Source organism: Pseudarthrobacter sp. KH_020_B, assembly GCF_057840185.1.
Map to the genome: position 1 here is coordinate 4,103,324 of NZ_CM174506.1, position 26,050 is coordinate 4,129,373.

Below are 26,050 nucleotides of genomic sequence, written 5' to 3' on the forward strand. Positions count from 1 at the left end.
CCACAGATTTCAAGGAGTACACAATGACTAAGATGCGCACCGTTGACGCTGCCGTCGCGATCCTGGTAAAGGAAGGCGCCATTGAGGCGTTCGGCCTGCCAGGCGCGGCAATCAACCCGTTCTACTCGGCAATGCGGAAGAATGGCGGCGTCCGCCACACGCTGGCCCGCCACGTTGAAGGCGCCAGCCACATGGCCGACGGCTACAGCCGCGCGAAGGATGGCAACATCGGCATCTGTATCGGCACCTCGGGCCCTGCCGGCACGGACATGATCACCGGCCTGTACGCGGCCTGGGCGGATTCCATTCCCATGCTCTGCATCACCGGCCAGGCCCCCGTGGCCAAGCTGCACAAGGAAGACTTCCAGGCCGTCGACATCCAGACCATCGCCGCCCCCGTCACCAAGATGGCCATGACCATCATGGAGCCGGGCCAGGTTCCGGGCGCCTTCCAGAAGGCCTTCCAGCTGATGCGCTCCGGCCGGCCGGGCCCGGTCCTGCTGGACCTGCCGTTCGACGTGCAGATGGCCGAGATCGAGTTCGACATCGACACCTACGAGCCCATCGCCGTCGAGAAGCCGAAGGCCAGCCGAAAGCAGCTGGAAAAGGCCCTGGACATGCTGACGGCGGCCGAGCGCCCGCTGATCGTGGCCGGTGGCGGCATCATCAACGCCGGCGCCTCCGCGCAGCTGGTTGAACTGGCCGAACTGCTGAACGTTCCGGTCATCCCCACCCTGATGGGCTGGGGCACCATCCCGGACGACCACGTGCTGATGGCCGGCATGGTGGGCCTGCAGACCAGCCACCGCTACGGCAACGAGACCATGCTGGCCTCCGACTTCGTGATCGGCATCGGCAACCGCTGGGCCAACCGCCACACCGGCGGCCTGGACACCTACACGGCCGGCCGCAAGTTCGTACATATCGACATCGAGCCCACCCAGATCGGCCGCGTGTTCTCGCCGGACCTGGGCATCGCGTCCGACGCCGGTGCGGCGCTGGACGGGCTGATCGAGCTGGCACGCGAGCGCCAGGCGGCTAAGTCCCTGCCGGACTACGCCGGCTGGGTTGCCGAGTGCACCGCACGCAAGGGTGCCCTGCAGCGCAAGACGCACTTCGAGAACGTGCCGATCAAGCCGCAGCGTGTGTACGAAGAGATGAACAAGGCGTTCGGCAAGGACACCACCTACGTCTCCACCATCGGCCTGTCGCAGATCGCCGGCGCGCAACTGCTGCACGTCTTCGGCCCGCGCAAGTGGATCAACGCCGGCCAGGCGGGTCCCCTGGGCTGGACCGCCCCGGCCGCCCTCGGCGTCGTTCGCGGCAAGCCGGATGAGACCGTTGTTGCCCTGTCCGGTGACTACGACTTCCAGTTCATGATCGAAGAGCTGGCCGTGGGCGCGCAGTTCAACCTGCCGTACATCCACGTGGTGGTGAACAACTCGTACCTGGGCCTGATCCGCCAGTCGCAGCGCGGCTTCGAGATGGAACAGAACGTGTCCCTGGCGTTCGAGAACATCAACTCCCCGGAGACCAACGGCTACGGCGTGGACCACGTCAAGGTGGCCGAGGGCCTGGGCTGCAAGGCCATCCGCGTGGAAAACCCGTCCGATCTGCCGGCGGCCTTCGACAAGGCCAAGGCGCTCATGGGCGAATTCAGGGTTCCCGTGGTGGTGGAAGTGATCCTGGAAAAGGTCACCAACATCTCCATGGGCGTTGAAATCAACGGCGTGAACGAGTTCGAAGAGCTGGCCGAGCGCGGCGCGGACGCCCCCACCGCGATCATCGCCCTGCTGGACTAGTAAGAAACTGAGAGGAGGTACCGGAATGCGTGTGGTCATCGCCCCGGACAAGTTCAAGGGCTCGCTGTCCGCCCCCGACGTCGCCAGCCGCCTGAGCGCGGGACTGCAGTCAGCTGTGGCGGGCCTTGAGACCACCCTCATTCCGGTGGCCGATGGCGGCGAGGGCACCCTCGACGCCGCCGTCGGCTCCGGTTTCACCCGCCGGACCGCCACCGTCACCGGCCCCACGGGCCAGCCGGTCCGGGCCGACTTCGCGGTCCGCGGCCGGGAGGCCGTGATCGAAATGGCCGCAGCCTCCGGGCTCGCGCTGCTGCCTTCCGTCATCGAAGGCGGCGGCCCGGACTCCGAATCCGCCACCACGGCCACGAGCCTGGGCACCGGCGAACTGATCCGCGCCGCCCTGGACCTGGGCTGCCGGCGGATCATCCTCGGCGTGGGCGGCAGTGCCAACACCGACGGCGGCGCCGGGGTCCTGCAGGGCCTCGGCGCCGTGTTCCTCGACAAAGAAGGCAACGAACTCCCCGGCGGCGGGGCCGCCCTGGCCCGCCTGGACCGGATCGATTTCTCCGGCTTCGACGTCCGGCTGGAGGACGCCCGCTTCACCCTGGCGTCCGACGTCGACAATCCCCTCCTGGGGCCCAGCGGCGCCGCCGCGATCTTCGGACCGCAGAAAGGCGCGACGCCGAGTGACGTCATCGCCCTCGACGCCGCCCTGACGAACTTCCTCTCGGTCCTCGCGGGCGAGATCGGGGTCCGTGCCGAGCACGCCGCCTTCGCACCCGGCGCAGGAGCAGCCGGCGGCGTCGGCTACATTGCCATCGCGGCGCTGGCCGCGGCACGCAGGCCGGGCATCGACGTCGTACTCGAATTCACTGACCTGGAGAAGCGGCTGGCCGGCGCGGACCTGGTGATCACCGGGGAAGGCAGCCTGGACGAGCAGAGCCTGCTCGGCAAGACGCCCATGGGCGTGGCAAGGGCAGCCCAGCGGGCCGGCATCCCGGTGATTGCCGTCTGCGGCCGCAGTACGCTGAGCCCGGAACAACTCACCGAGGCCGGGTTCACGGCGGTTCACGCCCTGACCGACTTTGAGCCCGATGTACAAAAATGTATGGCCGAAGCAGGCCCGCTGCTAGAAGAATTAGGTAAGCACATCGGCGTGCACCTGCCTGCGAGTGCAGCGCGTACCGACACAAAGGAGAACGTCCATGTCTGAAGAAACCACCCCGGCGGCCGGCACGTTTGACCTGGTCATCCGCGGCCAGCGCATTCTCACCACCGCCGGCATCACCGCCCGCGAAGTGGGCATCCGCGGCGGCGTGATCGTCGCCATCGAGCCGTTCGGCAACGGCCTCACCGGCACGCAGGTCATTGAGCTGGCCGACGACGAAACCCTCATCCCCGGCCTCGTGGACACCCATGTCCACGTCAACGAGCCCGGCCGCACCGAGTGGGAGGGCTTCGCGTCCGCCACCCGTGCAGCCGCCGCCGGCGGTGTCACCACCATCATCGACATGCCGCTGAACTCCATCCCGCCCACCACCACGGTGGAAAACCTCAAACTCAAGCGCGAGGTGGCCGAGGACCAGGCGTTTGTGGACGTCGGATTCTGGGGCGGTGCCGTACCGGGCAACAAGAAGGACCTCCGCGGCCTGCATGACGAAGGCGTCTTCGGCTTCAAGTGCTTCCTCCTGCACTCCGGCGTGGACGAGTTCCCGCACCTCGAAGCGGACGAGATGGAGGAGGACATGGCCGAACTCAAGTCCTTCGACTCCCTCATGATCGTCCACGCCGAGGACTCCCACGCGATCGACCGCGCCCCGCACCCCGGCGGCGACCACTACGAAACGTTCCTGGCGTCCCGTCCGCGCGGCGCCGAGAACAAGGCCATCGCCGAGGTCATCGAACGGGCCCGCTGGACCGGCGCCCGCGCCCACATCCTGCACCTGTCCTCCTCTGACGCGCTGCCCATGATCGCCAGTGCAAAGCGCGACGGCGTCCACCTCACCGTGGAGACCTGCCCGCACTACCTGACCCTGATGGCCGAGGAAATCCCCGACGGCGCCACAGCGTACAAGTGCTGCCCGCCGATCCGTGAGGCCTCCAACCGCGAGCTGCTCTGGAAGGGCCTGCAGGACGGCACCATCGACTGCATCGTCTCGGACCACTCCCCGTCCACCCTGGACCTGAAGGACCTGGAAAACGGCGACTTCGCCGTGGCCTGGGGCGGCGTCTCCTCGCTGCAGCTGGGGCTGTCCCTGATCTGGACCGAGGCCCGGCACCGCGGCATCACGCTGGAGCAGGTGGTGTCCTGGATGGCTGAGAAGCCCGCCGCCTTGGCCCGCCTGCACAACAAGGGCCAGCTGGCCCTCGGCTACGACGCGGACTTCTCCATCTTCGCGCCGGACGACGCGTTCGTCGTCGACGTCACCAAGCTCAAGCACAAGAACCCCATCACGCCCTACGACGGCAAAGCGCTCTCCGGCGTCGTCCGCAAAACGTACCTTCGCGGCAACGAGATCGACGGCCGCACGCCCAGCGGCAAGCTGATCCGCCGCGGCGGCGTCTGAGGCGCAGCGCGATGGCCGTCAACGTCCATGCCCCGTACCCGCGGCCGCGGCTTCAGCCGCGCGGCCTGGCGGTATGGCTCCAGCCCTGTGAAGGCGACGACATCGACCCGGCGGTCTGGGCCGAAGCCGCCAAGGCGGTCCTGGCACGTGCCCGCCGGCTTGCTCCGGAAGCCGAATTCCACATGTGGAGTGCGGCCGGAACGGCCGGCGCTGATGTTCCGGAAACGGCGTCCGACGCCGGAAACGGCACCGCCGCCGTCGTCGCCCCGCCCGTCTCCCTGGCCGGGCGGCGGAGCATCGTGGCCGTGGATCTTGCCGCGGACACCGTCCTTCTGGACGGTGTCCCGGTCAGCTTCACCCACATGGAATTCAGCCTCCTGAGGTACCTCGTGGAAAACCAGTCGCGGACGATTCAACGTGAAGAACTGCAACGCGTTCTGGAATCGCTGGACTGCCCCGGCGCGGCATTCCGCTCCATCGACGTGTATGTTGGACGCGTCCGGCGCAAGCTGGGCTCGGCCCGCCACGCCATCGCCACGGTGCGCGGCGGCGGCTACCAGTTTGTGCCCGGACCGGGCAGCACTGTCCGCGGACCCGCGGAATACTGCATCTAGGCAGCCCGTTGCACCCATAGATTGATCGCCGGCCACGGCGGTTGCCCCACAAGTCAAGGATCGTTACATGACCCAGAAACTCATCGCCGGAACCCAGGCCCCCGATTTCGCACTGCTCAACGCCGACGGCCAGAAGGTCTCCCTCTCGGATTACCGCGGACGCAACGTCATTGTGTACTTTTACCCCGAAGCCGCCACTCCGGGCTGCACCACGGAAGCCTGCGACTTCCGCGACAACCTGGCCAGCCTGCAGTCCGCCGGCTACGAAGTTCTGGGCATCTCCCCGGACGCCCCGGAGAAGCTGGCGGCCTTCACCGGTGACTTCGCACTGACGTTCCCGCTGCTCTCCGACGAAGACCACGCCGTGGCGCTGGCCTACGGCGCCTGGGGCGAAAAGCTCGTGAACGGCGAAGTGGTTGACGGCCTGGTCCGTTCCACCGTGGTTCTCGACGCCGAAGGCCACGTCACGCTCACCCAGTACCAGATCAAGGCCCAGGGCCACGTCGGAGCGCTTAGGGCAGAGCTCGGCATCTAAGGATCCCCTGCGCGAACGGACACTTGGGGCCCTGGCCGAGCGGACGCACGACGGCGGAACCTCCCGCCGTCGTAGCTGCTTCTTGGGGGACTATTTGTTTCGTCCGCGTGCAGCCACGCGCCAATGGTCCACAACTTCGCCGCCGCTGACCACGGTGACTTCGTCGACGAGGTTCATGGCCACGCAGACGTGATTGGGGACGACCCGCAGCCGCTCTCCGAGTGCCGGCAGCGTGGCCTCCGCCGGCCACACGACGGTGGCGTGGTGTTCTGATAGTGCGGTAATCCGGGCTTCCGGGTGGTCCAGGAGCCGCCCGAAGCCGGTGGCCCAGCCGGGCCGGTCCCCGCCGAGGATTTTGCTGCCGGAGTCCAGGATGACCCTTCGCGGTATAAGGTCGGTGCCTTCATGGCGGCTGACGACTGTGGCCGCAATGGTCAGTGCGATGTCTTCGGCCGCACAGCGTTCCAGTTCCAGTTGTTGGGCATCGCCGAAGACGTACACGCCGGGCCGGACTTCCGTCGCTCCGGACGTGCCGGTGAGGGCTGCGGTGGGTGTGGACCCGCCGCTGCGGTGGGTGATGGGGAACCCTGCCTCGGTGAGCAGGTCGGCGGTTGTGCCGAGGGCCACCCGCTCCTCGTCCGCGGCCTTCAGCGGCATGCCGGGGGCATAGCTGTGCCCTGGAAACGTGAAAATTCCCGTTACACGCAGCCCGGCCCGCGCTGCGGCCTGGGCGACGTCGACAGCGGAGTCCGGCGCTATCCCGCTGCGGTGATGGCCGCTGTCGATCTCCAGCAGGACCTCAATCTCACCGACGGCGTCGCCCAGCGACGCGGCCATGGTTTCGGCTGCTTCCCGGGAGTCCAGACCCACGGCGATCCTGGCCTTTGCTGCAAGGCGTCGGAGCCGTTCAGCCTGCCGGGGACCGACCCAGAGCGGATAGGCGATGAAGATGTCTTTGGCTCCGTGCTCCGCAAAGACTTCGGCCTCTCCGAGGGTCGCCACTGTCAGTCCGGCGGCTCCAGCTGCCAGCTGCATTTCAGCGATTTCGGGCACTTTGTGCGTCTTGACATGTGGCCGAAGGTCCAGGCCCTTGGCCCGGACGGCAGCCGCCATGCGGTCGATATTTCGCCGGAGCACGTCCCGGTCGATGATGATCTCAGGTGTGTCGATTTCCTCTGGGATGGTCATCCCTACACTCTATGCGGAATTTGCCATCGCATACTCTATGTATACCGACCCTTTCCCCGGAACCCGGCGCGAACGGACAGTTGCGGCCCTAGCCCAGAGGACGCACGACGGCGGGACCTCCCGCCGTCGCCAGCTCACGCCGGAACGCGTTTGGTCGCCTTGGCGTAGGACAAGATTGTCCCGGTCATCAACCCCAGCATGATGATTCCGAGGATGCCGTGGTACCACTGCCACCCCGCGCCGAAAACGCCTGTGAAACCGTCCACGATCAGGATCATTGCCCCGGCCCCCAGGCCGATAAACGCGGCCGCGAGCATCATCAGCATCAGCCTGCGCGGCACCCGGCGTCCCACGGCGGTAACAGTCGCCATGACGAGCACCACGCCCAGCAGCCCGGTGGCAACCCCCAACCATTGCGTCGTGGCGACGTCCATAACATCGCGGACATAACGCTCGTGCTCAAGCGCGGATACCACCGGGCCGCCCGGGAAACCCATCCTGCCCTGTGCGGCAAAGACGGCCTTGCCCACGGCATACCCGAGGAAAACGGCCGCCATCGCATACGCCGGCCAGCGTACTTGGCGCCCGGCCAGGCTGACATCGTTCGCATGCGCTGCCGGTTCCCCAATATCCATAGAACGAGTCTTGCCGACCGAGGCCGCCGCCACATCCCCCGCACGGGTGAACCGGGCGCCTCCCCTCAGGGATGCGGAAGTGTCATCGGACGACGGCGGGACCTCCCGCCGTCGTCCGCTTCTTCAGGCGTCCGCCCGGGTGATGCCTTCCGGACTCGCGGGCGCCCAGATCGCGGCGGCGACGTCGTCGCGGAGGAAATACTGCCGGGCTTCCAAGGGCGTGAGGTTCCCACGGACGATGTAATAGCCCCGGCCTTCACCGGGTCCGCCGGCGGCCCGGTCAAGAGCGTCGAGTATGTCGCGGTCCAACTGCTGGTCGGGGCCGCGCTCCTGAAGTGCTGCCAGGGCATCCGGCGCGAGGGAACTGATGAGCCCTTGGATATTCGTCATTTCATGCACATCCTCGCCGGCACCACTCGGGACATGGTTGTTCGCTTCCCCCGAGGGCGTATCCGGGGGTGCCTGCGCCGGCTGCGTCCATCCCCCGATTGTAGGACCGGGGCTGGACGCTGGATAGATGGGGTTCTGCGCAACAAGGAGGTCCCGCCGTCGTCCGCTTCCGTGCGGTTGTGCAGCGCCAATCTCCCGGTTGCCGTCAGGTTTCTGGATTCATTCCCGGCAAGCGGACGACGGCGGGACTGACGAGAGCGGACCGAGTTCAGCCGAGTGGGGTGGGTTTGCCCCTGCCGGCGAACAGCACCGGGAGGGAGATCACGACGGCGGCGGCGCAGACCTTGGCGAGGAAGAGGCCCTGGCTGGAGACAAACCCGGTGAGGAAGACCGGCGCCGTTCCGGCCATGACGCCGGTGAGGACACGGGCCAGCAGCAGTTCGTTCCAGCTGAAGATGAAGCAGATCAGGGCCGTCGCGGCGATGCCGGGCATGGCCACGGGCGCGATGATCTTCCGCAGCGTCAGGAGCAGGCCGGCGCCGTCGATCTGGGCGGCTTCCAGCATTTCCACCGGCACTTCGGCGAGGAAGGAGCGCATCATCCAGACAGCAATGGGCAGGTTCATGGACGTGTACATCAGGATCAGGAACCAGATGTGGTCCAGCGCGCCCACCGTCTTGGCGAACAGGAACAGCGGCAGGATCGCCGCGACCACCGGCATCATTTTCGTGGAGAGGAAGAAGAACATCACGTCGGTCCACTTCTTGACCGGCCTGATGGACAGTGCGTACGCCGCGGGGATGGCCAGGACCAGGACAAGGACCGTGGACAGGAAGGGCGCGGCGAAGAGCAGGGCGACGAATGCGAGGTCGGCGGCCGCGAGGCCGGACGCCGCAGCGGCAGGAGCCTCACCGCCAAGGCCGTGCAGGTAGTGGTCGCAGTCGAGGTACGTGGGCAGGGGTCCGGACGGGTGCGGATGAGGATAATCCCGAACGCATCCGGCGACACGCTGGGCACCTTCGTGAAGGAGACTGTACATGCCGGCGCCATCGTCCACACCGACGGTTGGATGGGATACGCGCCGCTAACCAAGGCCGGCTACGAGCACCGGCCACGCTCCCAGCGGGCCGCCAAAAAGGCCGGCGACACTGACCCGGTGCTACCGCGCGTGCACCGCGCCATCTGCAACTTCAAGACCTGGTTACGGGGCACCCACCGCTCCGTGGGTAATGAACACCTGCAGGTCTACCTTGACGAATTCACGTTCCGTTACAACCGGCGCGGCACCCCGATGGCGGCGTTCCAGTCGCTGCTCGGCCTTGGAGCCCGGCAGGCCCCCGCCACCTACCGCCAGATCGTCTCGCACAGTTCGAATCCGAACCTCACGACCTGAGCTAACCGGATACCCACTACGGGTCTTTACGGGAATCGGACGGCCGCGGAAACGCGGCGACCGTGATTCGGAAATTTTGGGTGGCGCTTGCGCCGCTGGACGACCGGTTTACGGGACATTCAAAGAAGTTCTTGGATTTCCCTGAAAGGACGATCATCCCTCACCCCTTACAACAGGAGAGTCTGTTTGCTGTTCATCGAGGGGGCCGCCCGGCCAGCACAGTGCTGTCCGGACGGCCCCTGGATGGTTTGCCGGTCCTGGTCGGGGTTAGCGGTGGTCTATCTGTTGCTTGCCTTCGGCACGCCGATGCCTGGGTCGATCTTGTGGGGGCCGGCAGCCGAGGGTCGTACATCGAAGTCGAAGATGGCTGTCGGAATGTAGACCGTGGAACAGGAGTTCGGGATGTCCACGACGCCGGAGAGGCGCCCTTCGATGGGCACGGCACCAAGGATTATGTATGCCTGCTCCCTGCTGTAGCCGAATTTGCTCAGGTAGTCGATGGCGTGGAGGCATGCCCGCTGATAGGAAAGGTGCGAGTCGAGGTAGCGTTGTTCACCGTCCAGGGTCACCGACGTGCCGGAGAACGCCAGCCATTGACTGAACTGCGGGTCGACGTTGCCGGGCATAAAGATGGCGTTCTCGCTCACCCCGTACGTCTCCATGCCGCCCTTGATGAGCTCCACCCTGAGATCCATGAAACCGCCCATCTCGATGGCGCCGCAGAACGTGATCTCTCCGTCGCCTTGCGAGAAGTGGAGATCGCCCATAGAGAGGTTGGCTCCGTCCACGAACACGGGGTAGAAAATGCGGGTGCCCTTGGACATGTTCTTGATGTCCTGGTTCCCGCCGTTTTCCCGTGGAGGTGCGGTCCTGGCCGCTTCCGCGGCCACCCTGTCGAATTCCGACGGCGCCAGGTGCCCCAGAACCGCGTGCCCGGCCTCGGGCGGCAGCGCCAAGGGCGGGACCCTGTTCGGGTTCGTGGCGATCAGGTCGCCTTCGCGCTTGTTCCATTTCGCCAGCAGCTGGGCTGAGGGGGCCGTCCCCATCAGCCCGGGGTGGATCAGCCCGGTGAAGGAAACACCCGGTACGTGCCGGGATGTTGCGATTTGTCCGGTGAAGTCCCAGATGGCTTTGTATGCGTCGGGAAACTGCTCGGTGAGGAAGCCGCCGCCGTTGCTGGTGGCGAAGATGCCGGTGTAGCCCCAGCCCTGTCCGGCAAGTGGGCCGGAATCCTCCTGCGGGATGGGGCCGACGTCCAGGATGTCGACAACCAGCAGGTCGCCGGGCTTGGCGCCCTCGACGGCGAAGGGACCGCTGAGTTTGTGAACGGTCAGCAGCGGGGCGTTGAGGACGTCGTCGGCGGAGTCGTCGTTAACGATCGCGCCGTCAAACCATTCCCGGCAGTCCACCCGGAAGGAATCCCCCGGTTTGACCGTCGCGACGGGCGGAATCTCGGGGTGCCATCGGTTGTGCCCGATCTTTTCCTGATCCTCGAACTTCTTGCTGGAGTCCAGGGAAAATATCTTTGCTGGCATTTCATCTCCTTTGACTGGGCGCCGCGTTTTGCCGGTTAGGGTCGCGGCAGTGTCCGATGTAACGGGTTGGATGAATACTGCTGTACACGCCTGGGGCTGCCCGGAATCCGAGAGTTCACGACCTCGGGTTCGACTGCACTGCGTTTTGTGGAGTCAATGAGTCGGAAGGCTGGCGAACCGGCCCTGGAAAAGTGCGGTGCGCTGAATACCCGGCGGGATGGTTCACCGCAGGCGGGGCACGGAAGGGTGTCCGGTGCGTCCCCTATCGGGTGGGATGCTTCGAAAAGCGAACCATCGGAGCAGCGGTACTCATAAGTGGCCATGGATCGGTTCCTCTCCGTTCCCGGTGCGGGTATGTCAGGCGGGCCGGGTCACGTTCGAGACTTGGGCAGGTTGGGAACTGCTTCGCATCGCCTTCCGGCCGAGGAAGTAGGCAGCCGCCAGGGAGACCACGGCCAGCGCCCCGACCAGGGCCGCATAGTCGTTGTTGGTCTCGTAGCGGCCGAGCAGCAGGAAGAACGCGGGAATCGTGCCTGTCAGGTGGCTGATGAACACCGTGAACCAACCCGTCATCCGCGTCAGTGACTCCTTGTGCAGGCCGAGGACGAGGAAGAACAGGAACCAGAGCACGGCCCATACGAACCAGATGACGCCGAAGACCGGATCGGCGACCAGCGTGAACTGCAGGACCCCGATCGCCAGGGCGCAGGCGGTGACAAAGATGGAAAACCATCCCAGGCCTTCGCCGCTGATGCCGGTCATCTGCAGGACTCCGACATACAGGTACGTGAAGCCAAAGAGGTAAAGTCCTGCCGCGCCGAAGATGACCGACGGGTCGTTATTGGCCTGAAGGATGATGAGCGTCGGGAAGATCACCTGCATCGCACCGACGAAGAAATTGAGAATAGCGGCCGATTTACCCGGGATCACCCCTAACAACATCAGCCCGTTGATAAAGAGAACAGCCCCTACATACAGCAAACCCACACTGCCCATGTCAGCTCCATCAGGAAATACACGGCGACTACCAATGTTTGTCCGTTTCCTCTCCGCGGAAAGCGCCGTGGGAGGAAGTCGCGAGCGAGCAAAAGCTCTGGAACAAAGTACTGCCAGAATAGGCCGAGCCCCGGAACAGGGTCAAGGGCTCGACGAGACTCACCAATAGTGCTCGCGAAATGGGGTGCATGCCTCATTTGAGAAACGCTCGCGAAATCACGGGCCGCTACGGGCATGGCGGTGACGATGAGGGATGGACCTGTCGATGGCAACGCGTAGGGAAATCACGAAGAAGTACGCAAGCGATTATGCGAAGTCCTCAAAGCTCGCCAAGGGGTTGATTCTGGACGAGCTCGTCGCGGTCACAGGGTGGTCCAGGGCCAACGCCCGTCGGGCTCTGTCCACCGCCCGCAAGCGGAAGGGCCCCGCGAAGGCTTTGGTGCGGAAGCCGCGGGGGCGGACGTACGGCTATGACACCTTGACGGTCCTGATCAGTGTGTGGCGGCTCGCCGGGATGCCCTCGGGTAAGTATCTGGCCGCGACCATGGGCCTCTGGTTGCCGAAGCTTCAGGCCTTCGGGGAGCTGGACGCGAGGCGGCTCACCCCGGCTGTGAGGGCGCAATTGCTGAAGATCTCAGGGGCGACGATCGACCGGTTGCTCAAGCCCACCAAGGATGCAGATAGGCCCAAGGGCCTGTCTGCGACCAGGGCCGGGCCGCTGCTACGAAACTCGATCACGGTCCGCAAGGCAGGGGACGAACACGAACAAGCACCCGGGTTCGTCGAAGCGGACATGGTCGTCCACTGCGGCCCCACCCTGGCCGGGGAATTCGTCAGGACACTGACCGCCACCCGGTCGGCTACCTCCGTTACGACACCCCCGCGGAGCTGGAGAAACTCAACGAAATCTGGGAACTGGACCGGATCCTGACCAACTACCTGCTGCCCCAGCAGAAACTCATCCAGAAGCAACGGCACGGCGCGAAAGTGACCAAGAAGCACGACGCACCAGCCACTCCCCACCAGCGCGCCATCCGCCACGAGAGGATGCGTAAACGCCCGATCATCCGGATGAACGCCGCCTTCAAACAGATCAAACCCGGCGCACTCTCACGCCAGATCCTGGCCCTCACCGGCCAGCTGGAAACACTCTCCCGGGCAAAACAGCCCGCCGCCGCGAAGCCCGTCAACAGGGCATGGAACAACTGAAACCCGGAGGATTTTCAATGAGGCAACGAAGCCATCAACCGGAGGTTTTCAGATGAGGCAACGAATCACCCTTTCCTGAGGTATTGCAATGACGCAACAGGGGGCTTTAGGCCCTTCCCCAGGCCGGCACTGTCGGCCCTTTCCAGGCCTCCGTGACCGGCACGTCCGGAAAGGCTGGTGGCGCCGGGGCGGACTGCTTTCGCCGGGCTCCGGGCTGCCACCAGAGATGTACCGCGTGGTCAGAGGACGGCTTCCAGCCGCACGATCACCGACTTTGACGTCGGCGTCCCGCTCACATCCGCCACGGAATCCAGCGGTACCAGAACGTTCGTCTCCGGGTAGTAGGCGGCCGCGCAGCCTACCGGGGTCGGGTAGGCAACCGTTCGGAAATTCTCCGCGCGGCGTTCCACGCCGTCGCTGAACTCTGAGATCAGGTTCACCATCGTCCCCTCGCGCAGGCCAAACGCGGTCAGATCCTGCGCGTTCACCATCACCACGCGGCGGCCGTGATAAATTCCGCGGTACCGGTCGTCCTTGCCGTAAATGGTGGTGTTGAACTGGTCGTGGGTGCGGATGGTCTGCAGCAGCAGGCGCCCCGGCGGGACCTTCGGATATTCCAGCTCATTCGCGGTGAACACCGCCCTGCCCGAGACGGTCTTGAAGCTTCGGCTGTCCCGCGGCGGGTGAGGCAGCACGAACCCGCCGGGGTGGTCGATCCTGGCCTCATAGTTGTCAAAGCCGGGGATGACATGCTCGATGTGCCGTCGGATCAAGGAATAGTCCCCTTCCATGGCCGTCCAGTCCGCCCGCGGCGCGGCGGCCCCGAAAGGTGAGCTGCCGCCGTCGAACAAGCGCCGGGCGAGCCGGCAGACGATGGCCACCTCGGAGAGCAGGTCTCCGTCCGGCGGTTCCAGCCGGCCACGCGAGGCGTGGACCGCGCTCATGGAGTCTTCCACTGTGACGCGCTGGTCCCCGCTGGCCTGGGTGTCCCGGTCGGTGCGCCCGAGCGTGGGCAGGATCAGGGCCCGCCGGCCGGTGATGGCGTGGGACCTGTTGAGCTTGGTGGAGACCTGCACTGTCAGCCGCGTGTTGGCGATGGCCGCCTCGGTGACATGGGTGTCCGGGGTGGCCCGGACGAAGTTGCCGCCCATACACATAAAGACTTTGGCCTTGCCATCCCGCATCGCCCTAATGGCGCCGACGGTGTCGAAGCCGCGCGTCCGCGGGGAGATGAAGCCGAACTCCGCGTCCACAGCGTCGTGGAACAACGCCGGCATCCCCTCGAAGATGCCCATTGTGCGGTCCCCCTGCACGTTCGAATGCCCCCGCACCGGGCAGACTCCGGCACCGGGACGGCCGATATTTCCCTGCAGCAGGAGCACGTTGACAATGTCCCTCAATGTGGCCACCGCGTGCTTGTGCTGGGTCAGGCCCATCGCCCAGGTGACGATCGTGGCCTTGGACGCCAACAGCCGGGCGGCGAGGCCGCGGATCTGCGCCTGGTTCAGTCCGGTGCCGGCGAATACCTCCGACCAGTCCAAGCCCCGCACGTGGTCCAGGTAGGCGTCCAGCCCGGTTGTGCGGGCGTCGAGGAAATCCCGGTCAAAGACGGTTCCCGGAACTGCCTCCTCGGCCTCCAGCAGCAGCTTGCCCAGCGCCTGGAACAGCGCCTGATCCCCGCCGATGCGGATGGGCAGGTAATCATCGGCCAATTGGGTGCCGCTGCCGGCAAGCCCGTGCACGGTCTGGGGGTTGTGGAATTCCTGCCAGCCGGCTTCCGGCAACGGGTTGATCGCCACGATGCTGGCGCCGTTCTGCTTTGCCTTCTCCAGCGCGGTCAGCATGCGCGGATGGTTCCCGCCCGGATTCTGCCCGGCGATCAGGATCAGCTCGGCGTGGTAGAGGTCCTCCAGGCTGACCGAGCCCTTGCCGATGCCGATGGTAGCTGTCAGGGCGTAGCCGCTGGACTCGTGGCACATGTTGGAACAGTCCGGCAGGTTGTTGGTGCCGAGGCCGCGGACCAGCAGCTGGTAGGCAAACGCGGCCTCGTTTGAGGTCCGGCCGGAAGTGTAGAAAATAGCCTCGTCCGGGCTGTCCAGACCGCGCAGCTCCTCCTCGATCACGCCGAAGGCTTGATCCCAGCTGACCGGGCGGTAGTGCGAGCCGCCGTCGTCGAGCAGCATGGGATGGGTGAGGCGGCCCTGCTGGCCCAGCCAGAAATCATCCTTCTCCCGCAGCTCCGCGACGGAATGCTCGGCAAAGAACGACGGCGCCACCCGCCGCCGCGTCGCCTCCTCGGCTACCGCCTTGGCGCCGTTTTCACAGAACTCTGCATGGCTTCGATTCTTCGGTTCCGGAAAGGCGCAGCCCGGGCAGTCGAAGCCCTTTACCTGGTTGACGGCGAGCAGCGCCTTGGCGGCACGGACCGGGCCCATCTGCTCCTGGGCGATCTTCAGGGCATGGACCACAGCGGGCACGCCTACCGAGCTGGTTTTCGGCTTGCCCACCTTGAGTCCAGCCTCGTTGATGCCTTCCCGTGGCGCCTTGCTAGCCATGATGATCACATCCGTCCAGTCACATTAATCCATCGCCGTTGACAGTCGGTGCTTCCATCTTAGAAACGACGCGGCGTTGAGGGAACGGTGGAGGAAAATCTGTCCTTCTTGCTCGGTTGCAGCTCAGAGGCAGCACGCGAAGTGCGGCACCTTTCATTGGACTGACTTCGCCCATACAACGTCCAGCGGATGAGAGACGATCTTCCCCTCCTGCGGGAAGCTGCCGCCCGCCTGCCGGAGGGGTGACCCGTTCAAGGTTCCCCTTACGGGCTTCGACGGGTTGAGGTCGACGTCAATGGGGACGGGAGGGACCGCGCACGCTCAGCGGCATAACCGGCGCATGCCGCTGCGCGTGACGGTGGCAGCAGTACCGGATGGGGCAGTGCGCGGTCACGTCGTCGACATGGGTCGTCAGACGGGATGGCGCGGTGCGGCAGCCTGGCGGGACGCAAATGCGGCGGCCTCGGATCTGGACCGCAGACCCAGTTTGCGCAGGATGCTGCTGACGTGGTGCCCGACGGTGCGGGGGCTGAGGTAGAGCCGTTCAGCGATCTGCGGGTTGGTGAGCCCTTGCGCGAGGAGGCTAAGCACGTCGCGCTCTCGCGCCGAGAGCAGCTCCGCTCGTCGGGGACCAGGTGGTGGGGTCACGCCGAGCGAGCGCAGGACGGCCGCCGCCTCGGCGGCTTCGCGTCGAGCGCCGAGCGCCTCGTGCCGCGCCAGGGCAGAGCGCGCCCGGGCCGACGCGGCGTCGGTGTCGAAGGGCTGGAACAGCCGGGCCAGGTCGAGCTCGGTGCGGGCGGACTCAAAGGGCAGCTCCAGCCGCGTAAATACGTCGAGTGCGAATCCGAGGTGCCGGCGGGCGGTTTCCAGATCGCCCTGTGCGGCGGCCACCAGTCCGGCGGCGCGGGCGAGGAGTCCTGCGGCACGGGGGAATGCGGGCGCCGCCCACACCGGGGATTCGGGTCCGACCAGCCCGGCGGCGTCGCCGTGTCGGCCGGACGCCAGCTCCGCCTCCGCCAGGGTGGCCACGAGCGCCGGGAACGTGGGGCTGTCGTGTTCATGCACGGCCAACTCGCTCCTGAGGATCGCGCGCGCCTCTGCGGGCCGGCCGAGGCGGAGCAGGCAGTGGGCCCGGACGACCGCGCCGGACGGTGTGGCGTCGGCGTCGTCCAACAGCACAAGTGCGGCATCCGGGTCGCCTTGGCGCAGCCGGAGTTCGGCCAGCGCGGTCAGCGCCTCCGTCCGGGGACCGCGGCCGGTGTCGGCGGACATCGAGAGCGCATGTGCAAGCTCGCGCTCCGCCTGGTCCCAGTGTCCGGTCGCGACCAGGACGCGGCCGTAATGTGCACGGCACCGGGCCTGGAGGAACGGGCACCCGTAGGTCTGCATGAACCGGTCTGCCGCACGGCACCATTCCGTGGCACGTCGGAGGTCGTCCACCAGGCTGCACGCCGCCAGCATGTTGCAGCTGGACCAAACCACGACCTCGAGCATCCGACGTGGCTCCGCGAAGCTGGCGGCCATGGCTTCGTCCAGCATGGCCAAGCCCTGGTCTGCGTCACCGTTCCTCACATGCCACAGGCCGAGGTCCGCCAGGGCCATGGTGGACAGATCCCGATCCGAGAATGACGCTGCGCTCGATGCCGCGGCCTCGATGAGGCGCCGGCCTTCGTCTTGATCGGCGGCGACATATCCCGACACCAGGGTGACCCACCCATACGGAGCACAGGAGATGACCCGATGACCGAGACCTTCAACCTCAGCCTCGAACAGGCCCACGCCTACGAAGACCTGTTCGTACCCGCCCTCTTCGCGCAGTGGGTGCCGACCCTGCTTCAGCACGCAGCCGTAACCCAGGGCCAGCACGTCCTCGATGTTGCCTGCGGCACCGGCGTCGTCGCGCGGGCCGCCGCCGAACTGGTCGCCCCTTCGGGCCGGGTGAGCGGAGTCGACCTCAATCCCGCCATGATCCAAGTGGCGCGCGAACGCGAGTCGGGGATCGACTGGCAGGTCGGCGACGCGGCCAATCTGCCGTACGACGACGAGTCCTTCGACGCCGTGGTGTGCCAGTCCGCCCTGTTCTTCTTCCCAGACCCTGCCCAGGCCATCCGGGAGATGGCGCGTGTGTTGCGCAACGGCGGGACTGTCGCCCTCCAGACCTACGCCAACCTGGGGGACCAGCCCGGATACGGTCCGTTCGTCGACACCGTCGTCCGCCATGCCGGTGCCGAGGCCCGCAGTCTCTTGGGCACCTACTGGTCGATGGGCGACGTCGCGGAGTTGCGGTCACTGCTCAGGGAGGCGGAACTCGACCCGACCATGGGCCAGAGTGTGCTGGGACAGGTCACGTTGCCCTCCGTCGACGCGCTGGTGCATACCGAGATTCAGGCCACCCCGCTGGCCGAGCGGATCGACGAGTCGGTATACCTCTCCATCGCCCGGGACGCCCGGGCCGCCCTCGCGGACTACGTCGATGCGCAAGGCACGGTCAGGCTGCCCATCCGAGCGCAGTTCATCGCCGGCCGGAAGGCTGCGTCCTTCACGCTGAGCTGACGGCGAGACGACATGGGGAAGGTAAGTCCGTCCGTCTCGGCCCACCAGTACCTGTCAAAAGTTTGCATGGGCCTGCTGTCAGCTTCGGGATCTACTGCTATTGCTGCCGGCGACCCGAAACAATTCGCCAGCGCCTGACGGACGCTTACTCGCAGGTGTCGGGCTCCCGATGGGAGCATAAGTTCCCACCGTTGACATTCCCATTCAAAGTCCCTCATGACTTTGCCGATGTCAGCACTGGACGGGGATCGCACGTCAGCATGCTCGATCAGAATGTAAACCGGTCGCAAGGCATCAGCGACCTTGTCCACGGCCCGGTGCTGGGCCTCATTCGAGGCTCGGCGACGCTGATGAAGTTCTCCGCGGACCAAAGCCACAGCCGAGGCCGGCCACGTCTCCCTCGTCGGATCTGGAGCAGTCGGCGCGGGGGATTGAGTTCCTTGGCGGTTCAGCCGTGGCGGCGGCCGCAGCCATCGAGGCGATGGGCGGCAACAGCGGGCTGCAGCAGTTGCAGCACCTGTTTGCGCTGTTCGCGATCCTGACCCGGGCACCCCAGGAGGAGCGGCGCTACCTTGCCGACGAATGGTTCCGGCCGCAGCTGGACGGCCAGGCCGCCGCCGTCGTCGACCTTGTCCTGGAGTACGTGTTCAGCAACCATGCCGGCAGCGTCTCGATGGCCGAGGCCGCCGCGCTGGTAGGGATGTCCGAGCCGACGTTCTCGAAATACTTCAAGCGCGCAACCGGCCAGAACTTCAGCGACCTGGTCCGCAAACTCCGCCTGGCCCATGCACGGCGGCTGCTCGAGCGCAGCGACAAACCCATCTCGGACATTTGCTACGAAGTCGGGTTTTCCAACCGGTCCAACTTCAACCGGCATTTCCTGAACGACGCCGGCGAAACGCCCCGGAGCTACCGCCAACGAATGCAGGGGTGACCCCGCTTCCGGCGTGCCCAAAGCGCTGGGCGAGCTAGAGTGGAAGCCCGCATTCGAGGAGGCTGTGCATGGAGACCGAACCAGTGTCGCCGCAGGCCAAGGACCCCGGGCCGTTTTACCACGGCACCAAGGCCGGCCTGAAGCCCGGGGACTTGCTGAAACCCGGCTACACATCGAATTACGGGGAGCGGAAGACCGCGAACCATATCTACCTGACCGCTACCCTGGATGCGGCTACCTGGGGAGCGGAACTCGGCGTGGGCGAGGGGCCGGGCAGGATCTACCGTGTGGAACCCACGGGCCCCTTTGAGGATGACCCCAATCTGACGGACAAGAAGTTCCCGGGGAACCCCACCAGGTCCTACCGCACCCAAGCGCCGCTGCGCGTCGTTGACGAGATCCTGGACTGGCAGCCCCATTCCCCCGAGGTGCTTCGGAACATGCGGAACCACCTTGAAGGACTCAAACGGCTGGGCATCGAGGCCATCAACTAAACGCCCACGCAGGGTCTGGCCGTCAGAGCCGGGTGTCAGCTTCGGGCAGGGTGATCGTTGGTGTGTTGGAGTCACCGTGAGCCGATTCAACCGGGCGCTTGTTGGTGGAGCTCCACATGATGAGGAAGTCCAGTTTTTCCTGTGATTCGCTGCCCGGTTCGGCCGTGTAGGCGATGAGCGTCAGACCTTCTCCGGGGAGTTCAAGTGAATCGCCCGTGAGCTCGAGGTCGCCGGCTAACGGGTTGTGCAGTGTCTTGCGGGCTGAGCGGTGGAAGCGGACGTTGTGCCGGGCCCAGCGTGTCGAGAATTCCGTGCTTCCCGCGGCCAGGTCACCGATGAGGATGTTCAAGGCGCGGTCGCGGGGGTTGCGGCCCGATTCGGTGCGCAGTGCTGCGGCAAGGTCATCGGCGATGGTCTCCCATTCGAGGAAGAAGTCCCGGGATCGGGGGTCCAGGAACATGAACCGTGCGAGGTTCAGTGGCAGCGTGTCGGCATTGAGGATGTCCGCGTACAGGGCGAAGCAGAGGTTGTTGGCGGCCACGATGTCCATGCGCGAGTTACGGACGTAGGCGGGCGTGCCGGTCATACCGGCCAGGATCCTTTGCACACTGGGGCGGACTTCCGCCCGGACCTTGCCCGTTCGTGATGTTTGCGCGGGTGCCGCCGCGTTGGCCAGGTCAAGCAGGTGGGCTCGCTCGGCCTCGTCGAGTTGGAGCGCGCCGGCGAGGGATTCGAGGACACTGTCCGAGACTCCCCGCAGGTTTCCCCGTTCGAGTCGGGCGTAGTACTCCGTGCTGACGCCGGTTAGCATGGCCACTTCCTCGCGTTTGAGGCCAGCCACTCTCCTGGTCCCGCCATAGGCGGGCAGCCCGGCTTGGGCCGGGGTGATTCGCGACCGCCGACTCATGAGGAACTCGCGGACGTCCTTGCTGTTCTGCATGGCCTCTACGTTACGACGGCGATGGGCTGGCCTAACAGGAACTGGCAGTACACCGCACAGCAGAGACTCCCCCGCGCGGGAAAGAGCCGGTTTTCTTGAATGCAATGGACCCGCCGCAGCGGTCCCAACGCCTCGAAATCAATGCCGGGAAAGCCCATCAAGGACGACAGAATGCAACTCATACCCTCTGCCCCCACCGTCAAGGCCCCTGAGGACAGGTTCACCGGGGACGTCTACCTGGACATCCTTCACAACGGCCTGACCGAAGCCGAACTCAAGGAAACCATCATCCACCTTGCCTTCTACGCCGGGTGGCCCAAAGCAATGTCCGCCATCACGGTAGCCAAGGAAATCTTTCGCTCCTGAGTGCGCGCCCCGCCACGGGCGGACGACGGCGGCACCTCCCGCCGTCGTCCGCTCTCCGTTTCAGAGGGGTGCTTTAGCGGCGATGAACTGCCGGATCGCCATTGCTGCTCCAGGCCTTAGCTTGCCACTACCCAGATGGCTTCTGCGGCGGAGGGGCCCAGGTCGACGTCGCGGTCCCCGACCCGAATCGTGGTCACGTCCGCATACGGGCGGTGTGCCAGAACTTGAAGCCGGGTGTCCGGTCCCAGCCCGAGATGGGTGAAGTACCGAAGCATGTCCGGGTCCGCGTCCGAGATTCTTGTGATGGTGACCGTCCGTTCCGGCTCCACGGATGTCAGCGGATCCCCTTGAGGGCGGTGCGGTAGCCCGTTTCCCGAGGGGATCGGGTCGCCGTGCGGATCCCTGGTGGGGAAGCCGAGCTTCTCGTCGATGCGCTGGATCATGGTGTCGGAAACAGCGTGCTCAAGGATCTCGGCCTCGTCGTGCACCTCGTCCCAGCCGTACCCCAGAACCTGCACGAGGAATGTTTCCAGGAGCCGGTGTTTGCGCACCATTTCGACGGCGTGTGCCCGGCCGGCGGGCGTCAGCTCGATGCTGCCATAGGGGGCATGGGTGACCAGGCCCTGCTTTGCCAGCCGACGGATGCCGTCCGAAACGGTTGACGGTTTAACCGCCATCCGCTCGGCCATGGCGCCAACGGTGATGGTAGCCTCGGCCCATTCCGTTGAGGACCAGATCATCTTCAGGTAGTCCTGTGCGGAAGCTGTCAGCTCGGAAACGGTCATATTTTCATATTACCCGCCGAACATGAATGTTAGACTGGCCTAACAAAACTGTTTGATCACTGGAGATGAAATGGATGGCGTGCCGAAACCAGCGGAAACGACACTGCCGACCCGGCGTGCCATGCTCACGGGCGCGGCGGCCTTCGCGGCCGCGCCTGCGCTTGCCGGATGGGTGCCGTCGGATTCCAAGGATCCCGGGCAGCACGCCGGACACGGCGGTCCGGACCTTGGCCGCGTGACCAACCATGCCGGCCACGCTGGCTTCGCCGGCGGATCGGTCCTTCCGGACCGCGCCGGAATCGACCCGACCGCGATCCTGCACGATTTCGACCGGGGCAAAACCAGCACTCTTCCGGACGGCCGCACTCTCCGGGAATGGGACATTGTCGCGGTCGATCAAGACTTCGAGATCGCCCCCGGCGTGACATTCCCGGGCTGGAGCTACAACGGCCGGATACCCGGTCCCACACTCTGGGCGCAGGAAGGCGACGCCCTCCGGATCCACTTCACCAACGCCGGCGCGCACCCCCACACCATCCACTTCCACGGGATCCACCGTGCCGAGATGGACGGCACCCCGGGGATCGGCGCCGGGTCCATCACACCGGGCCAAAGCTTCACCTACGAATTCGATGCCACACCATTCGGCACGCATCTCTACCACTGCCACCAGTCACCACTGGCCCCGCACATCGCCAAGGGCCTCTACGGCGGCTTCATCATCGAACCCAAAGAAGGGCGGCCGAAAGCCGACAACGAGATGGTCATGGTGATGAACGGCTACAACACCGACGGCGGCGACGACAACGAGTTCTACTCCGTCAACGGCCTGCCGTTCCATTTCATGGACTTCCCTGTCCAGGTCAAGCAGAACGAACTGGTCCGGATCCACCTCATAAACGTGCTCGAATACGATCCCATCAATTCCTTCCACGTGCACGGGAACTTCTTCCACTACTACCCCACCGGGACCATGCTGACTCCCAGTGAGTTCACGGACACGATCTCGCAGGTGCAGGGACAGCGCGGCATCGTGGAGCTCCGCTTCCCGTACCCGGGCAAGTACATGTTCCATGCCCACAAGACCGAGTTCGCGGAACTGGGCTGGATGGGCTTCTTCGAGGTGGGCGCATCATGAGCGTTGAGGAAAAGTCCTCCGCCACGCTTGCGGCCGCACCCCACCGCCGGCCACCGGTGCCGCGGTGGCTGCTCGGATTGGGCCCCCTGGTCCTGATCGCGATCCTGCTGGGCCTATTCACCCTGCTCAACGCACCCGGGCTCAACAAACTCTCCGAGGGCGTTCCGCCGAAGGAGGAGGTCGCCGTCGAGGACGTCCGCCTGACATCCGGCCAGATCGCCGTTACTGTCCGGAACGCAGGACCGGACCCGGTGTCCATCGCCCAGGTCAACGTATCGGACTACTACGCGCTGTTCACCCAGACCCGCGAGACCATGGCGCCGCTGGAGTCCACCACCCTCACCATCACCTACAACTGGGTTGAGGGCGACCCCTACGAAGTGGCGCTGGTGACCTCGAACGGCGGCAAGATCGCGGCGGTTATTGAAGCTGCCGCCCTGAGTCCGGAGCGCGGCAGTTCCTTCTTCGGGCTCATGTTGCTCCTGGGGACCTATGTGGGCGTGATACCGGTGGCCCTGGGAATGCTGTGGATGCCGTTCGTGCGCCGTTCGTCCGCCTCCTGGGTCCGCGTCCTGTTGGGAGTCACCGTCGGGCTGCTGGCTTTCCTGGCCATCGACGCGACCCTCGAAGCCGTGGAACTCGTGGCTGGCAGCGGCGCATTCGGCGGCCCCATGGTCGTCTTCCTCGGCGCCGTGACCGCCTACCTCATCCTAGAGGGAACGGATGCGTGGATGCGCCGGCGCCAGAACCCGACGACCGCGGGCAAACCGGCAGCCCTGCCGCCCCAGCGCCTGGCGCTCTTGATTGCCATCGGCATCGGCCTGCACAACCTCGGCGAAGGGCTCGCCATCGGATCCGCGTACGCGGTGGGCTCACTCGCCCTGGGCGCGTCCCTGATCGTCGGTTTCGCCATCCACAACACCACCGAGGGCCTGGCGATCGTCACCCCGCTCGCCAAGCAGCCCCCCGGCCTGGGCCGCCTGGCAATCCTGGGACTCATCGCAGGAGGGCCCGCGGCCGCGGGTGCCCTCATCGGAGCGACCGTGTACCAGCCGGCCCTTGCGGCCTTCCTGCTTGGCATCGGAGCCGGAGCCGTCGCCCAGGTGGCCGTCAAGCTCCTGCCAATGCTCAAGGACACCGCGGGCAAGGCCTTCACCCCGCTCACCGCCGCAGGCATCGTCCTGGGAATGGGACTGATGTTCGCCACCGGCCTGCTCGTCCAGGCCTAAGCCAGGACGCGGACGACGGCGGGACCTCCCCGCCGTCGTATCCTGGCGTTTAGTCAGGCTCCCCAGGATTTTTCGACCTACCTATTGCCCCGGGACCACGGCCTCAGGCACACTGACTACAGATCCGCAGGAACAATTACTTCCGCCGATCCAGCCCGCCGGACAATTCGGCCGGCCACCGCCCCCTCAGAGATGCCGGGCAACCCCTCTGGAACCACCGCTTTCCGCCTCCCCCGGGTGCACCCGGCCCCGGAAGCCTGTGCACAGCCAGAGTCCCGGGATCCCGCCGAGAAAGAGACCACCATGATCAAGCGCCACTCTGACCTTGTCCTGGCAATCACCGCCCACGATCCTGACACGGTCGAAAACGACCTCAACACCGCCGTGGAAATGGCCCGCGAACACGCCATGAAGGAAAGCCGCCACGGCATCCTGGTCACACAGCACAGCTACACCAACTACACCGTCGCCGTCAGCCGCGACGTCCCCTACGGCCTGACACACGAGAGGCGTGAACTGTCCGCGTAGCACTACGGCAAGCGGACGACGGCGGGAACCTCCCGCCGTCGTCCGCTTACGTTTTGGACCGTTCCCCACTGCGCGAACGGACACTTAAGCCCCCGCGCGGCGGAGTAGCTTGGTGGCATGACGGAAACCTATCGGTACGACGTGGAGGTCCTGCATCTCCTGGTGTCGCCGGCGCACGCCTACTTCGGCCGGGCCCGTGAGGGTGCCGCGGATGTTCCCACAACGGATGCCAGCCGCGTGGAGCTCGTCGCCGGCAAGGGCATCGTTGGTGACCGGTTCTTCGGCAAGGCCGCGCACATGGACGCGGCCGTCACCGTGTTTGCCATCGAGGCCCTTGAAGCCATCGCCGCGGAGTTGGGCACTGCACCGCTTGACCCGCTACTGACCCGGCGCAACGTTGTGCTCCGAGGCGCCCACCTGGCTCCGCTGCTGGGACACGACTTCGCCTTGGAATCCCAGGGAGAGCTGGTGCGGCTCACGGCCGGGCGGCCCGCCCATCCCTGTGTTTGGATGGATGAGATGCTCGCCCCGGGTGCCCACAAGGCGATGCGCGGACGCGGCGGAGTGAGGTGCCGGGTACTTTCCGACGGCGTCCTGCACCGCGGGCCGGCGGTGCTGGTCAGCCCTGTGCCGCTTGAGCCCGAGCACGCGGGCGAGGCCACGGTGCTGCGGGCGTCGCGGCTGCCCTAGCTAGACGCCGCCGGATCAGTTCCGGCCGACGGCGGTTTGCTGTGCACAGTCGATGAAATGCTGGGTGATGGTCTCCGGCTCGCCAGCCCGGCTGACGAGGGAGAGCTCCACGAGGTCCACACGCTGTGACAGTTCCAGCCCTACAAAACCGCCGTGGACTGCACCAACGGAGGAGTTCGGCGCCAGCGTAACGCCCAGGCCGCAGCCCACCATGGCCAGCTGGGATTGGATCGAGTTGGCGAAGTGCTTGGCCTGCGGGCTGAAGCCGGCCTGGCGGCAGGCCGCCACCATTTCGTCGTGGTAATCCGGAGAAATGGCGCGGGGCAGCCAGACCCAGCTGTCATCCCGGAACCGGGCCAGGTCCACCGTGCCCTGTTCACCCGCCAAGGCATGCGAGGCGGGGATGGCGACGACGAACCGGTCGCGGCGCAGGGGCACTGATGTGAGTCCCCGGCCAGGTCCGGACTGGCGGATGATCGCGACGTCCAGCTCGCGCCGCAGCAGCCGGTCCCGGCCATGGTGCGTGTCGATTTCCGAGACCTGCAGCTCAACGCCGGGCCAGTCGTTCCGGAAGCGCCCCAGCACCTCCGGCAGCACCCGATCAAACGCAGAGGTCACGGAGCCGATGCGCAGCGTGCCCGCCATGCCGGACCTGGCCCGGGCGGCCACGTCCGCGGCCCGCTCCGACGCCTGCACCAGCAGCCGGCATTCATCCAGGAACAGCGTCCCGGCGTCCGTCAGCAGCACCGACCGGCTCGAACGGGTCAACAGGTCCGTCCCCAGCTGGCGTTCAAGCTGCAGGATGGCCTGACTCAGCGGCGGCTGGGACATGTTGAGCCGCTCCGCTGCCCTCCCAAAGTGCAGTTCTTCAGCGACGGAAATGAAATACCGGGCCTGCCGTACTTCGACCATCTGATCGAGTCGCCTTTCGTCTTTCAGCCATACCGAACTAGACCTTCACTATATCGATTGCG

The 26,050-nt window shown here is 65.8% G+C and carries 26 protein-coding genes and 2 pseudogenes; 16 read left to right on the forward strand and 12 right to left on the reverse strand.

Features of this window, described 5'->3' with window-relative positions; genetic code table 11:
• Window positions 1–23 precede the first annotated feature (23 nt).
• The 5 genes from gcl (at window position 24) to bcp (ending at window position 5,518) form a co-directional block, all read left to right on the forward strand.
• A complete protein-coding gene (gene gcl, locus AC3IT0_RS19140) occupies window positions 24–1,802 on the forward strand; it encodes a glyoxylate carboligase (protein WP_489321235.1) in 1,779 nt (592 codons plus the stop codon).
• 25 nt (window positions 1,803–1,827) lie between these two features.
• A complete protein-coding gene (locus AC3IT0_RS19145; protein WP_489321236.1) occupies window positions 1,828–3,015 on the forward strand; it encodes a glycerate kinase in 1,188 nt (395 codons plus the stop codon).
• A complete protein-coding gene (allB, locus tag AC3IT0_RS19150; protein ID WP_489321237.1) occupies window positions 3,008–4,369 on the forward strand; it encodes an allantoinase AllB in 1,362 nt (453 codons plus the stop codon). The genes AC3IT0_RS19145 and allB overlap by 8 nt, the downstream gene beginning before the upstream one ends.
• Before the next feature lie 11 nt (window positions 4,370–4,380).
• Entirely contained in the window at window positions 4,381–4,983 is a 603-nt protein-coding gene (locus AC3IT0_RS19155) for a winged helix-turn-helix domain-containing protein (protein ID WP_489321238.1), read from the forward strand.
• 67 nt (window positions 4,984–5,050) lie between these two features.
• Window positions 5,051–5,518, forward strand: coding sequence for a thioredoxin-dependent thiol peroxidase (gene bcp / locus AC3IT0_RS19160; RefSeq protein ID WP_489321239.1), 468 nt, complete (start codon window positions 5,051–5,053; stop codon window positions 5,516–5,518).
• 90 nt (window positions 5,519–5,608) lie between these two features.
• Here bcp and AC3IT0_RS19165 read toward each other — a convergent pair whose 3' ends face one another.
• From AC3IT0_RS19165 to AC3IT0_RS19180, 4 genes and pseudogenes are all read right to left on the reverse strand, one after another.
• The gene (locus AC3IT0_RS19165; RefSeq protein WP_489321240.1) at window positions 5,609–6,706 is read right to left on the reverse strand and encodes a D-TA family PLP-dependent enzyme; all 1,098 of its coding nucleotides are present in this window, start codon (window positions 6,704–6,706) and stop codon (window positions 5,609–5,611) included.
• A 134-nt stretch (window positions 6,707–6,840) separates the two neighbouring features.
• Window positions 6,841–7,341 carry a hypothetical protein gene (locus AC3IT0_RS19170; protein ID WP_489321241.1) on the reverse strand — a complete coding sequence of 167 codons (501 nt, stop codon included), beginning with the start codon at window positions 7,339–7,341 and terminating at the stop codon, window positions 6,841–6,843.
• Between the two features lie 123 nt (window positions 7,342–7,464).
• Window positions 7,465–7,731, reverse strand: coding sequence for a hypothetical protein (locus AC3IT0_RS19175; protein WP_489321242.1), 267 nt, complete (start codon window positions 7,729–7,731; stop codon window positions 7,465–7,467).
• Between the two features lie 268 nt (window positions 7,732–7,999).
• Window positions 8,000–8,572, reverse strand: a pseudogene (locus AC3IT0_RS19180) (carbohydrate ABC transporter permease); the annotation flags it as partial.
• Window positions 8,573–8,629: 57 nt separating this feature from the next.
• Here AC3IT0_RS19180 and AC3IT0_RS19185 point away from each other — a divergent pair.
• A pseudogene (locus AC3IT0_RS19185) lies at window positions 8,630–9,124 on the forward strand (IS1595 family transposase); the annotation flags it as partial.
• A 278-nt stretch (window positions 9,125–9,402) separates the two neighbouring features.
• On the opposite strand, the gene fmdA reads toward AC3IT0_RS19185, so the two are convergent.
• Genes fmdA through AC3IT0_RS19200 form a run of 3 tightly spaced genes read right to left on the reverse strand, consistent with a single transcriptional unit; the run spans window position 9,403 to window position 11,655 of the window.
• Complete coding sequence (gene fmdA, locus AC3IT0_RS19190) at window positions 9,403–10,659, reverse strand: formamidase (RefSeq protein WP_489321243.1); 1,257 nt, start codon at window positions 10,657–10,659, stop codon at window positions 9,403–9,405.
• Window positions 10,660–10,694: 35 nt separating this feature from the next.
• Window positions 10,695–10,982: an FmdB family zinc ribbon protein gene (locus tag AC3IT0_RS19195; RefSeq protein ID WP_489321244.1), complete on the reverse strand. Its 288-nt coding sequence runs from the start codon at window positions 10,980–10,982 to the stop codon at window positions 10,695–10,697.
• Window positions 10,983–11,016: 34 nt separating this feature from the next.
• Window positions 11,017–11,655, reverse strand: a complete 639-nt coding sequence (locus AC3IT0_RS19200) for an AmiS/UreI family transporter (RefSeq protein WP_489321245.1) — start codon at window positions 11,653–11,655, stop codon at window positions 11,017–11,019.
• Between the two features lie 265 nt (window positions 11,656–11,920).
• Between AC3IT0_RS19200 and AC3IT0_RS19205 the strand changes: the two genes are divergently transcribed.
• Window positions 11,921–12,586 (forward strand): hypothetical protein, encoded by a 666-nt coding sequence (locus tag AC3IT0_RS19205; RefSeq protein WP_489321246.1) that lies wholly within the window; start codon window positions 11,921–11,923, stop codon window positions 12,584–12,586.
• A gap of 56 nt (window positions 12,587–12,642) precedes the next feature.
• The gene (locus AC3IT0_RS19210) at window positions 12,643–12,864 is read left to right on the forward strand and encodes a hypothetical protein (RefSeq protein WP_489321247.1); all 222 of its coding nucleotides are present in this window, start codon (window positions 12,643–12,645) and stop codon (window positions 12,862–12,864) included.
• Window positions 12,865–13,103: 239 nt separating this feature from the next.
• Here the strand turns inward: AC3IT0_RS19210 and AC3IT0_RS19215 are convergent, their stop codons facing one another.
• The gene (locus AC3IT0_RS19215) at window positions 13,104–15,419 is read right to left on the reverse strand and encodes an FdhF/YdeP family oxidoreductase (RefSeq protein ID WP_489321248.1); all 2,316 of its coding nucleotides are present in this window, start codon (window positions 15,417–15,419) and stop codon (window positions 13,104–13,106) included.
• A 411-nt stretch (window positions 15,420–15,830) separates the two neighbouring features.
• Window positions 15,831–17,120, reverse strand: coding sequence for a LuxR C-terminal-related transcriptional regulator (locus tag AC3IT0_RS19220; protein ID WP_489321249.1), 1,290 nt, complete (start codon window positions 17,118–17,120; stop codon window positions 15,831–15,833).
• Between the two features lie 39 nt (window positions 17,121–17,159).
• On the opposite strand from AC3IT0_RS19220, the gene AC3IT0_RS19225 reads away from it, so the two are divergent.
• From AC3IT0_RS19225 to arr, 3 genes are all read left to right on the forward strand, one after another.
• Window positions 17,160–17,972, forward strand: coding sequence for a class I SAM-dependent methyltransferase (locus AC3IT0_RS19225; protein WP_489321250.1), 813 nt, complete (start codon window positions 17,160–17,162; stop codon window positions 17,970–17,972).
• A 454-nt stretch (window positions 17,973–18,426) separates the two neighbouring features.
• Window positions 18,427–18,906 carry a helix-turn-helix domain-containing protein gene (locus tag AC3IT0_RS19230; RefSeq protein WP_489321251.1) on the forward strand — a complete coding sequence of 160 codons (480 nt, stop codon included), beginning with the start codon at window positions 18,427–18,429 and terminating at the stop codon, window positions 18,904–18,906.
• A gap of 68 nt (window positions 18,907–18,974) precedes the next feature.
• Window positions 18,975–19,400: an NAD(+)--rifampin ADP-ribosyltransferase gene (arr, locus tag AC3IT0_RS19235; protein ID WP_489321252.1), complete on the forward strand. Its 426-nt coding sequence runs from the start codon at window positions 18,975–18,977 to the stop codon at window positions 19,398–19,400.
• A 22-nt stretch (window positions 19,401–19,422) separates the two neighbouring features.
• Here arr and AC3IT0_RS19240 read toward each other — a convergent pair whose 3' ends face one another.
• The gene (locus AC3IT0_RS19240) at window positions 19,423–20,340 is read right to left on the reverse strand and encodes a helix-turn-helix transcriptional regulator (protein WP_489321253.1); all 918 of its coding nucleotides are present in this window, start codon (window positions 20,338–20,340) and stop codon (window positions 19,423–19,425) included.
• A gap of 171 nt (window positions 20,341–20,511) precedes the next feature.
• Between AC3IT0_RS19240 and AC3IT0_RS19245 the strand changes: the two genes are divergently transcribed.
• On the forward strand, window positions 20,512–20,706 hold the full coding sequence (locus AC3IT0_RS19245) for a carboxymuconolactone decarboxylase family protein (RefSeq protein ID WP_489321254.1): 195 nt from the start codon (window positions 20,512–20,514) through the stop codon (window positions 20,704–20,706).
• A gap of 116 nt (window positions 20,707–20,822) precedes the next feature.
• Here the strand turns inward: AC3IT0_RS19245 and AC3IT0_RS19250 are convergent, their stop codons facing one another.
• Window positions 20,823–21,491, reverse strand: a complete 669-nt coding sequence (locus AC3IT0_RS19250) for a metal-dependent transcriptional regulator (protein WP_489321255.1) — start codon at window positions 21,489–21,491, stop codon at window positions 20,823–20,825.
• Window positions 21,492–21,570: 79 nt separating this feature from the next.
• Between AC3IT0_RS19250 and AC3IT0_RS19255 the strand changes: the two genes are divergently transcribed.
• From AC3IT0_RS19255 to AC3IT0_RS19270, 4 genes are all read left to right on the forward strand, one after another.
• The gene (locus AC3IT0_RS19255) at window positions 21,571–22,629 is read left to right on the forward strand and encodes a multicopper oxidase domain-containing protein (protein ID WP_489321256.1); all 1,059 of its coding nucleotides are present in this window, start codon (window positions 21,571–21,573) and stop codon (window positions 22,627–22,629) included.
• Complete coding sequence (locus AC3IT0_RS19260; RefSeq protein ID WP_489321257.1) at window positions 22,626–23,858, forward strand: ZIP family metal transporter; 1,233 nt, start codon at window positions 22,626–22,628, stop codon at window positions 23,856–23,858. The genes AC3IT0_RS19255 and AC3IT0_RS19260 overlap by 4 nt, the downstream gene beginning before the upstream one ends.
• A 303-nt stretch (window positions 23,859–24,161) precedes the next feature.
• Window positions 24,162–24,386: a hypothetical protein gene (locus AC3IT0_RS19265; protein ID WP_489321258.1), complete on the forward strand. Its 225-nt coding sequence runs from the start codon at window positions 24,162–24,164 to the stop codon at window positions 24,384–24,386.
• Between the two features lie 117 nt (window positions 24,387–24,503).
• On the forward strand, window positions 24,504–25,076 hold the full coding sequence (locus AC3IT0_RS19270) for an MOSC domain-containing protein (RefSeq protein ID WP_489321259.1): 573 nt from the start codon (window positions 24,504–24,506) through the stop codon (window positions 25,074–25,076).
• A gap of 15 nt (window positions 25,077–25,091) precedes the next feature.
• Here the strand turns inward: AC3IT0_RS19270 and AC3IT0_RS19275 are convergent, their stop codons facing one another.
• A complete protein-coding gene (locus AC3IT0_RS19275; protein WP_489321260.1) occupies window positions 25,092–25,988 on the reverse strand; it encodes a LysR substrate-binding domain-containing protein in 897 nt (298 codons plus the stop codon).
• Window positions 25,989–26,050 lie beyond the last annotated feature (62 nt).